At 39.1% G+C, this 555-nt stretch carries 1 tRNA gene; it reads left to right on the top strand.

From position 1 onward, the window contains the following. The first annotated feature begins 149 nt into the window (after positions 1-149). A tRNA-Ala gene (locus DS891_RS24360) sits at positions 150-225 on the top strand. The last annotated feature ends 330 nt before the right edge of the window (positions 226-555 follow it).

The raw sequence follows: 555 nt of genomic DNA, 5'->3' as shown, positions 1-555 counted from the left end.
GGTCGGTAGTTCAAGTCTACTCAGACCCACCACTTTGCTTTGATGCTGCGTCTTTTTGCGACTCGTTTAGCAAACTAAACGTTCGTCACAAAAATCCTTGCCTGAAAGCAAAGATAGGTAAAAAACAAACAATGTTATCCTAGTAATGTGGGGCTATAGCTCAGCTGGGAGAGCGCCTGCCTTGCACGCAGGAGGTCAGCAGTTCGATCCTGCTTAGCTCCACCACTTTACTACACCTTCTTATAGATAAACACTCTTACTCAGGTTTAAGTAACTGAGAGTTTTTAACTCTGAGAAGTTATTCTCTTGCTCTTTAAAAATTTGGAAAAGCTGAAAAATTAAATTCTGATAGATAACGAAAGTTATTTATCGAGTTTTCGAAAGAAAATGCCGATTAATCATTTCGATGATTAATTAGCGTCTACTTTAGTATTCAATATTAACTTCTGGCGAAGTTAAACTGTCTTTAGCAGTACAACTTAAAACTATTTTGGGTTGTATGGTTAAGTGACTAAGCGTACACGGTGGATGCCTTGGCAGTTGGAGGCGATGAAG

Origin of the sequence: Pseudoalteromonas sp. JC28 (assembly GCF_013319255.1) — a bacterium.
In the GTDB taxonomy this organism is placed as follows: Bacteria; Pseudomonadota; Gammaproteobacteria; order Enterobacterales; family Alteromonadaceae; genus Pseudoalteromonas.
The sequence above is the reverse complement of the archived record's forward strand: the minus strand, read 5'-3'. Positions and strand labels throughout refer to the sequence as shown.